Below are 499 nucleotides of genomic sequence, written 5' to 3' on the forward strand. Positions count from 1 at the left end.
AGTCAAATAAAACTTGAGTTTGAATACTTCGAAAGAAAATCAAAATTAAGTGTTGACAACAAATGGGAAATGCTTAGAATGCACAACCCTYAGCGCTAACGGCGCRGCGATGRTRAGTCATCGCACCGGGTAACCGGAAMTGTTCTTTAACAATATGAAGCAATCATCTGTGTGGGCACTCGTACAGATTGAGTTCTAACAGCAGAGTCTAGTTCGCTAGATGACGCAAACAAATTTAGAGTCTCAATTGAACTGAGTGACCAAMAGAATAAACATAGTTTATTCAGCACAGTCAATTCGATACCGRAAGGTATCAAAATCAGAATTCAATGAGCATGAAACTTAGGTTTCAAAAAACTTTTAATTGAAGAGTTTGATCATGGCTCAGATTGAACGCTGGCGGCAGGCCTAACACATGCAAGTCGAGCGGTAACATTTCTAGCTTGCTAGAAGATGACGAGCGGCGGACGGGTGAGTAATGCTTGGGAACATGCCTTGA

General features: G+C 41.3%; 1 rRNA gene. It reads left to right on the top strand.

Annotated elements, in window-relative coordinates:
• Positions 1 to 361 precede the first annotated feature (361 nt).
• Positions 362 to 499, top strand: a 16S ribosomal RNA gene (locus EAG18_RS22075); the annotation flags it as partial.

It is taken from the genome of Pseudoalteromonas sp. J010, from assembly GCF_003934235.1.
Lineage (GTDB): Bacteria > Pseudomonadota > Gammaproteobacteria > Enterobacterales > Alteromonadaceae > Pseudoalteromonas > Pseudoalteromonas peptidolytica.